The following is a 1,607-nucleotide window of genomic DNA, read 5'->3' on the forward strand; positions in this document are numbered from 1 at the left end:
CTCCAGGACATTTCGCACATGCCCGCCCGCGTCAAATGCGCCGAGCTCGCCTGGCGCACCCTCGACGGCATGCTCGAGGGGCAAGCTAACCAGTAGCGTATGCCCCGAATCCAAGGTTTTTGATTGCAGAGCCGCCCGATACGGGCGGCTCTGTTTTTTCCTAATGAGCACAGATGCACAAAGTCCGCGCGTCCGGCGCCCCGTCTGACATTTGCCTCACAGCCAGACGCGAACACGGGCGTTTTCCACAGCACCAAAGGCCTGCGGCAGGGCCCCGGGCCCGCCAAGCAATGCGCCAAGCCCCGTTCTGCGAAGCTCCGACTCGCTTCGCGCCTACCGCAGACGGGTCCCATAGGGAGCGGCGTGCATTTTTGCGAGTATTCAGCACGCCAAGCTGTGTGTATACACATCGAAAGCGTTAATCAACGTCTTTAGGCGCATATATATTGTGTTTTAGAACAAGCATCGCGGTCTGACGGGACGCAGGCACGTGCTTCGGGGGCGCAACGGCGAGAATCAATAGCTTCGGGACCCGTATGTTGCAAGATTGCGGCGGTGCCGACAGCACCACGATGCTGAAAACTCGGTTTATTGCACGGCGCAGACGGGGGTAGGCACGGGCAAATCCGGACTGAGCCGTTATTTTATGCAAGATGGCGATTGTTCTATGCATATTAAGAAGTGCAGTTACCGTACCAAGCTTTTAAACGCTGGTTGCGGCGTATGGACGACCCCAGCTGCGGTGAACAGGCGACCCTACATCACGTTTCCGCCAGCCCTCATCGCCGTTCGCGCGCGGGCGCGCACGATACGAGAGACGCTACTTTTGCCAATCCCGGTATAGCGCTCAATCTGGCGCACCGTGAAACCGGCATCGTGCAATCCAACAATAACGGTATCACGCTGCGCCGGCGGTGCAGTTTTAACCCCATTGAGCGGAACCCCGAGGCTCTTCGCCATCTTGTCGGCAAAGGCGTGGCGTTCCCACTCTGTCTCTTTCATATCGCACAGCGCCGGCTCGCTACCGTCGGGCGTCGAAAGCGAATAGGCAGCAAAGGCCTCGGCAGAACCAAAAAGCTCAAGCACGCAAGAAGGATCGCAAAATCCCCTCGTGGCATCTGCCGCATCACTGTCGTAAGCGCGCAGATGTTCCGCAAAGCTGCTCCAGGGATAACGCTCGATTAGGCTAACGCCCGCCTCCTGCGGATCGGCGTGTACGGAACGAATAGCCTCCATCACCTGCCAGTCGGTATCGAGCGAGCGCCGGTCAAAACGGTTCTGGAACAGATGGCCCGTGCGCCCCGTGTGTTTATTGAACCGCCGCGCGTACGTCAAGAGTAGCCGGTGCATCGCAGCGCTCATCCTGTCCTCGTAATCTGCAAGCACCAAATGCACGTGATTGCCCATAAGGCACCAGGCGATAACCGTCACACCCTCCTCGCGGCAGCACTCGCGCATCAGCTCCAAAAACTCCCACCGGTCTTCATCGCCCTCAAAGATGAGCTGCTTGCCCGCACCGCGAGCACAGACATGGTAAAAGCCGGTAACCGTTCTCCAAACGCGCTGCATGGCGCTCCCTTCGCCAGGATCTGCTTGCCATCCAATAC

General features: G+C 58.6%; 1 protein-coding gene and 1 pseudogene. One reads left to right on the forward strand and one right to left on the reverse strand.

From position 1 onward, the window contains the following. Window positions 1-96: pseudogene (locus AB5Z25_RS10860) on the forward strand (Fe-S cluster assembly sulfur transfer protein SufU); the annotation flags it as partial. Between the two features lie 660 nt (window positions 97-756). On the opposite strand, the gene AB5Z25_RS10865 reads toward AB5Z25_RS10860, so the two are convergent. After that, on the reverse strand, window positions 757-1,607 hold an 851-nt coding region (locus AB5Z25_RS10865; protein WP_368135586.1), incomplete at its 5' end, for a transposase.

This window comes from Collinsella aerofaciens, from assembly GCF_040910325.1.
Classification (GTDB): domain Bacteria; phylum Actinomycetota; class Coriobacteriia; order Coriobacteriales; family Coriobacteriaceae; genus Collinsella; species Collinsella aerofaciens_BL.